The organism is Nocardioides sp. CPCC 206348 (genome assembly GCF_048654705.1).
Taxonomy (GTDB): domain Bacteria; phylum Actinomycetota; class Actinomycetes; order Propionibacteriales; family Nocardioidaceae; genus Nocardioides.
In genome coordinates, this window is the sequence record NZ_JBMCZA010000168.1 from 10,570 (window position 1) to 16,611 (window position 6,042).

Sequence of the window (6,042 nt, forward strand, 5' to 3'; positions counted from 1 at the left end):
TCGGAGTCGCCGAAGATGGCCCTGTCGTCGTTCTCGGACTTGTGGCCGAAGAGGATCGCCTCGCCGGCTTCCATCTTGGCGTCGGCGACCACGCGCAGGCCGTCGTCGGGCACGATCACCTCGATGCGGCCGAGGCCGGCCTCGAGGTCGAGCTTTCTGTCCTTGAGCTCGTCGAGATCCTTGATCCTGGTGAGGTCGATGATGATCTCGCCGGCACCCACGTCGTAGCTGGACCTGAGCTCGGCTGCCGTGTCCGGTCGCTTGACGGTCTGCCCCGCGTCGACGTTGTCGACCACCGAGGTCACCGCCGTCGCGAGCGCCGCGATCAGGCCGATGAAGATCAGCCCGCCGGCGCGGCCGTAGAACGAACCGACCAGCAGCATCACGCCGACCACGCCCAGCACGGTCACGGGGTACGCCGACGGCGCGACCTCGACGCCGGCCAGGTGCAAGGTGGCGACGACTCCGATGGCGAACGCGGCGAGCGCGATCGTGAAGGGGAACAGCAGCGGGCCCCGTCGCTTCGGATCGACCAGCCGCGGCGGCGGGGGCGGACCCGGCCGATAGCCCGGGTACGTCGGCGGTTCGGCCATCTGGCCGGGAACCGGCGGGAACGTGCGGGACTGCTTGGCCTGCTTGCCGCCGAAGATGACCAGGAACACCAGGCCGACGACCAGCACCGGCCAGGGGAACTCGGGTCCTCCGAACGTGTCGCCGACCATCGAGGCAATCGTGAGGACGCCCGCGATGATGAGCGCCGCCGTCCGGATCCCCTCGTCGACGTTGATCACCGCGTCGCCGTCGTGCTCGTCGGGGAGCAGGAGCCACGCGACGCCGTACAGGATCAGGCCGCCGCCCCCGAAGAACGTGAGGACCACGAACGCGACCCGCACCAGGAGGGGGTCGATGTCGAGGTGGTGGGCGATGCCGCCGGCCACGCCGGAGATCTTCCGGTCAGTGCGGCTACGGCGCATCCGGCCCAGGTCGCGGACCTCGTCGCGGGTCACGCGGGGTCCGGTGGAACCCGGCTCCTGGCCCGAGGGGCCGGGTCCGTGCTCGGTGTCGGTCGGTGAGTTCATGGCTCCAAGCCTGCGGTGTCTGGCGCCTGCGCACCATCGGGGACTGCCCTGATCCTGCCGCATCGGGCAGGGGTCGGTATCAGGGTCGGATCAGGGTCGTTCCCCCTGCTCCGGCGGGGTGCGCTGTGTGACGATGGATGCATCATGACAACGCCCCTGACCACTGTCGGCCCGCCTGCGCCCGGCCCGTTGCCGTCGCGCCACGACGTACGGCGCGCGTGGCGCGACCTGCGCCACCCGGTCCTCGGTGGCGTGGCGTCGGGCCTGTCGGCCCACCTCGCTGTCCCGGTGCTGTGGGTCCGCGTGGCGTTCGTCGTGGCGACCCTCGCCGGCGGCTCCGGTGTCGCTGCGTACGCCGCCCTGTGGGTGATGCTCCCGCCCGGACCGCCGCCGTGGGTGCTCGCCCCGGGACTCGAGAGCGCCACCCGCGACGGGCGACGCCCCGGCCGGGCCCGGCGGCTGTCGGACATCGGGCCGGTCATCACCCTGTCCGCGCTGGGCATCGGCGCGATCTTCGCGACGGGTGCCGTGCTGGGCAACGGCTGGTGGGTGTGGCCGCTCGGCATCGCGGTCGCGGGCGTGGCCCTGTTGTGGCGCCAGGCCGACGAGGCGCAACGCGAGCGCTTCATCGACGCGACCGGCAAGGTCGACCCGATCCGCGTGGTGCTCGGTGGCGGCGGCTGGGCGGCGTGGGCGCGGATCGCGGCCGGGGTCGCGCTGGTCGTCATCGCGCTGGTCCTCTTCGCGGTGCGCGACGGGTCCCTGTCGCTGGCCCGCGACGCGACCATCGCGATCCTGCTCGGCATCGGCGGCATCGCGATCGTGCTCGGCCCCTTCGTCTACCGGCTGATCGCCGAGCTCGCGGGCGAACGCGAGGAGCGGGTGCGGACCCAGGAGCGGGCCGACGTGGCGGCGCACCTCCACGACTCCGTGCTCCAGACCCTCGCCCTGATCCAGAAGAACCCGGCCGACGCGGCCCGTCTCGCGCGTGCGCAGGAACGCGACCTGCGGGCCTGGCTGTTCACCGGGGAGTCGCTCGACGAGGCCACGGTCGCCAGCGCACTGCGCTCGGCGGCGGCCGAGATCGAGGACGCCTACGGCATCGCTGTCGACGTGGTCGCCGTCGGTGACTGCGACTACGACGAGGCGGCCCGCCCGATCGTCGCGGCGGCGCGCGAGGCGACCGCGAACGCCGCCAAGCACGCCGGTGTGCCGCGCGTGGACGTCTATGCCGAGATCACGGCCGGCGGCATCGACGTGTTCGTCCGCGACCGTGGTGTCGGCTTCGACCCGAACGCCACCCCCGAGGACCGCCTCGGTGTGCGCCGGAGCATCATCGACCGCATGGAGCGGCACGGCGGACGCGCGGAGATCAGGTCTGCGCCCGGCGAGGGGACCGAGGTGCGGCTGCACCTGGACCACAAGGCCGACGCGAAGTCCGACCAGGCCGCAGCCCAGGTCGCAGACCAGGACAACCAGCAGGGAGACCCATGAGCCAGCCCGTCCGCGTGGTCGTCGTCGACGACCACGCCATGTTCCGCCGGGGCGTCAGCGCCGAGCTCGGCTCCACGGGCGCCGGTCGCGTCGACGTCGTGGCCGAGGCCGCCGATGTCGACGAAGCGGTGGCGGCCGTGCTCGAACACCGGCCGGACGTCGTACTGCTGGACGTGCACCTGCCCGGCGGCGGCGGCGTCGAGGTGATCCGCCGCGTCAACGACTCCGAGGTCCGGTTCCTGGCGCTGTCCGTCTCCGACGCGGCCGAGGACGTCATCGGCACGATCCGGGGCGGTGCCCGCGGCTACGTGACCAAGACGATCACCGGCCCCGAGCTGGTCGACGCCATCGCGCGCGTTGCCGACGGTGACGCCGTGTTCTCCCCGCGACTGGCGGGCTTCGTCCTCGACGCCTTCGCGGGCGCCGGCATCTCGGCGGACCTCGCCAGTGTCGACGAGGACCTCGACCGGCTCACCGAGCGGGAGCGCGAGGTGATGCGGTTGATCGCGCGCGGCTACTCCTACAAGGAGGTCGCCAAGGAGCTCTTCATCTCGATCAAGACCGTCGAGACCCACATGTCCTCGGTACTGCGGAAGCTGCAGCTCTCTTCCCGCCACGAGCTGACCCGCTGGGCATCGGACCGCAGGCTGCTGTGAACCGCGGCACGGTGGTGGCCGTCGTCGCAGCGGTGGCGCTGGCCGGCTGCTCCAGTGGTACGACGAATCCGACCCCGCAGCCGTCGACGACACCCCCCACGTCGGGCTCGCCGACCCCCACCGCGCCGTCGCCCTCCAGCGCACCCGACCCCGGGCCGTCGTACTCCGACTGGGAGCTGGGCGTCCACGTGCTACCCGTCGATGCCGACGGCTTCGGCGAGATCAGGCCGACACCGAAGGCCCTGCGGGTGCGTCGTTTCCCGACTGCCGACCTGCTCCCGGCCCCGACCGATGACGCGTTCCACTCGTCGATCGGGCCGGTGACACGGGCGATCCGTACCCGGATGGGGGAGACCTGGTCCTCCGCCTGCCCCGTCGGCCTGGATGGTCTTCGCTACGTCAACGTCAGCTTCCGCGGCTTCGACGGCAAGGCGCACACCGGTGAGCTGGTGGTCGCGGCCCGGGAGGCCGAGGGCGTGACATCGGTGTTCAGGGCGCTCTTCGCCGCCGACTTCCCGATCGAGGAGATGCGCCTGCCGACCACCGCCGACCTCGATGCGCCTCCCACCGGCGACGGCAACAACACCGCCGCACTCGTCTGTCGCGCAGCGCGGGGCACGACCACCTGGTCGGCGCACGCCTACGGCCTGGCGATCGACGTCAACCCGTTCCTCAACCCGTACTCCAAGGGAGCCCTGGTCCTGCCGGAGCGCGCGTCGGCGTACCTCGACCGGACCCGCAGCCAGCCCGGGATCATCCACTCCGGGGACCTGGTCGTGCGCGAGTTCGCGCGCATCGGCTGGAGCTGGGGCGGGTCATGGAGCTCGCTGAAGGACTACCAGCACTTCACCGCGACGGGCAGGTAGCCGGCAGCGCGGCGGGAGGCGCCGGCAGCAGCTTGCTGCCCTAGAGTTCGGGCATGGAGACCGTGCGCCTGATCCTGCTGATCGTCCACATCCTTGGCTTCTCGGCCCTGATCGGCGGACTGCTCGCCCAGGTCGGCCCGGGGGACAAGAAGGTCACCGGTGTCATGCGTGACGGCGTCGGCACCGCCTTCCTCGCCGGACTGCTGCTGGTCGGCGTCCTCGAGGGCGGCGACGACCCGGTCAACCACGGCAAGGTCGCCGTCAAGCTCCTCATCGGCCTGGTCCTGCTGGTCCTGGTGATGGCGAACATGCGCAAGGAGAAGATCCCCAACGGCCTCTGGGCCGGCCTCCTGGCGCTCGCGATCATCGAGGTCGGCGTCGCCGTGCTCTGGTCGCCGGTGCACAGCTCCTGACCGACCGCGGCTCCGTCGGCCCAGCGCCGTAGGCTGGCAGGAGCATGAGTACGACGCCCCCGGCCCTGACCGCAGACCTCCTCCTCGAGGGCCTCAACGACCCGCAGCAACAGGCCGTCCAGCACGAAGGTGCGCCCCTGCTGGTCGTGGCCGGTGCCGGGTCGGGCAAGACCCGTGTGCTCACGCGGCGGATCGCGTGGCTGATCGCCGTCCGCAAGGCGCACCCCGGTTCGATCCTCGCGATCACCTTCACCAACAAGGCCGCGGCGGAGATGAAGGAGCGGGTCAGCGACCTGGTCGGCAACCGCGCCCGGATCATGTGGGTCAGCACGTTCCACTCGGCCTGCGTGCGGATCCTGCGCAAGGAGGTGGAGCACCTCGGCTACGAACGGCTCAAGTCGAACTTCTCGATCTACGACAGCCAGGACCAGAAGCGCCTGATCACCCTGGTGCTCAACGACCTGGAGATCGATCCCCGCCGCTACCAGCCGGGTCCGGTGCTGCACTGGATCAGCAACCACAAGAACGAGCTGCGTGACCCCGAGGACGTCGCCGCCGAGGCGACCAACGCCAGCGACGAGACCTACGTGGCGGCGTACCGGCAGTACCAGCGGCGGCTGCGCGAGGCGAACGCCTTCGACTTCGACGACCTGATCATGGAGACGGTCCGGCTCTTCCAGCTCAAGCCGGAGGTGCGGGAGACCTACCGCCGCCGGTTCCGGCACGTCCTGGTCGACGAGTACCAGGACACCAACCACGCGCAGTACTCCCTCATCCAGCAGCTCTGCGGCCAGCAGTTCGAGGAGTCCCCGGACCCCGACACCCTCGACGGCGTGCCTGCTGATCGGGTGCCCCCGGCCGAGCTGATGGTCGTCGGCGACGCCGACCAGTCGATCTATGCGTTCCGTGGTGCCGACATCCGCAACATCATGGACTTCGAGCAGGACTTCCCCGACGCGCGGACCGTGCTGCTCGAGCAGAACTACCGCTCCACCCAGACCATCCTCAGCGCCGCCAACGCGGTCATCGAACGCAACGAGAGCCGCAAGCCGAAGCGGCTGTGGTCCGACGCCGGGGACGGCGAGAAGATCGTCGGGTACGTCGCCGACGACCAGCACGACGAGGCCCGTTTCGTCTCCGGGGAGATCGACAAGCTCACCGACGGCGGGCTGCGTCCCTCCGACATGGCGGTGTTCTACCGGACCAACGCGCAGTCGCGGGTGTTCGAGGAGATCTTCATCCGCACCGGCCTGCCCTACAAGGTCGTCGGCGGCACGCGCTTCTACGACCGCAAGGAGATCCGCGACGCGCTCGCGTACCTGCGGATGCTGGTCAACCCGGATGACGCGATCTCCGTACGACGGATCCTGAACACGCCGCGGCGGGGGATCGGTGACCGCGCGGTGCTGGCGATCACCATGTTCGCCGACCGGGAGCGGATCACGTTCTGGGAGGCCCTCCAGCGCGCCGATGAGGCCCCGGGACTGGCGACGCGCAGCCAGACGCAGATCGAGGGCTTCGTGACGATGGTCAA

General features: G+C 70.8%; 6 protein-coding genes. 5 read left to right on the plus strand and 1 reads right to left on the minus strand.

Features of this window, described 5'->3' with window-relative positions; genetic code table 11:
- The coding region (locus ACOADB_RS13215; protein ID WP_378599237.1) for a PspC domain-containing protein at nt 1-1,079 on the minus strand (1,079 nt) is incomplete at its 3' end.
- Nucleotides 1,080-1,223: 144 nt separating this feature from the next.
- On the opposite strand from ACOADB_RS13215, the gene ACOADB_RS13220 reads away from it, so the two are divergent.
- From ACOADB_RS13220 to ACOADB_RS13240, 5 genes are all read left to right on the plus strand, one after another.
- Entirely contained in the window at nt 1,224-2,573 is a 1,350-nt protein-coding gene (locus ACOADB_RS13220; RefSeq protein ID WP_378599240.1) for a PspC domain-containing protein, read from the plus strand.
- On the plus strand, nt 2,570-3,229 hold the full coding sequence (locus ACOADB_RS13225; RefSeq protein ID WP_378599243.1) for a LuxR C-terminal-related transcriptional regulator: 660 nt from the start codon (nt 2,570-2,572) through the stop codon (nt 3,227-3,229). The genes ACOADB_RS13220 and ACOADB_RS13225 overlap by 4 nt, the downstream gene beginning before the upstream one ends.
- A complete protein-coding gene (locus ACOADB_RS13230; protein WP_378599246.1) occupies nt 3,226-4,095 on the plus strand; it encodes a M15 family metallopeptidase in 870 nt (289 codons plus the stop codon). Before ACOADB_RS13225 ends, ACOADB_RS13230 begins: the two co-directional genes overlap by 4 nt.
- Before the next feature lie 53 nt (nt 4,096-4,148).
- Nucleotides 4,149-4,508 carry a hypothetical protein gene (locus ACOADB_RS13235; RefSeq protein ID WP_378599249.1) on the plus strand — a complete coding sequence of 120 codons (360 nt, stop codon included), beginning with the start codon at nt 4,149-4,151 and terminating at the stop codon, nt 4,506-4,508.
- Nucleotides 4,509-4,552: 44 nt separating this feature from the next.
- On the plus strand, nt 4,553-6,042 hold a 1,490-nt coding region (locus tag ACOADB_RS13240), incomplete at its 3' end, for an ATP-dependent helicase (protein WP_378599252.1).

Excerpts from the sequence above, each read along its gene's own strand:
- ACOADB_RS13220 (WP_378599240.1), top strand. The coding sequence starts at position 1,224 with ATGACAACGCCCCTGACCACTGTCGGCCCGCCTGCGCCCGGCCCGTTG.
- ACOADB_RS13235 (WP_378599249.1), top strand. The coding sequence starts at position 4,149 with ATGGAGACCGTGCGCCTGATCCTGCTGATCGTCCACATCCTTGGCTTC.
- ACOADB_RS13225 (WP_378599243.1), top strand. The coding sequence starts at position 2,570 with ATGAGCCAGCCCGTCCGCGTGGTCGTCGTCGACGACCACGCCATGTTC.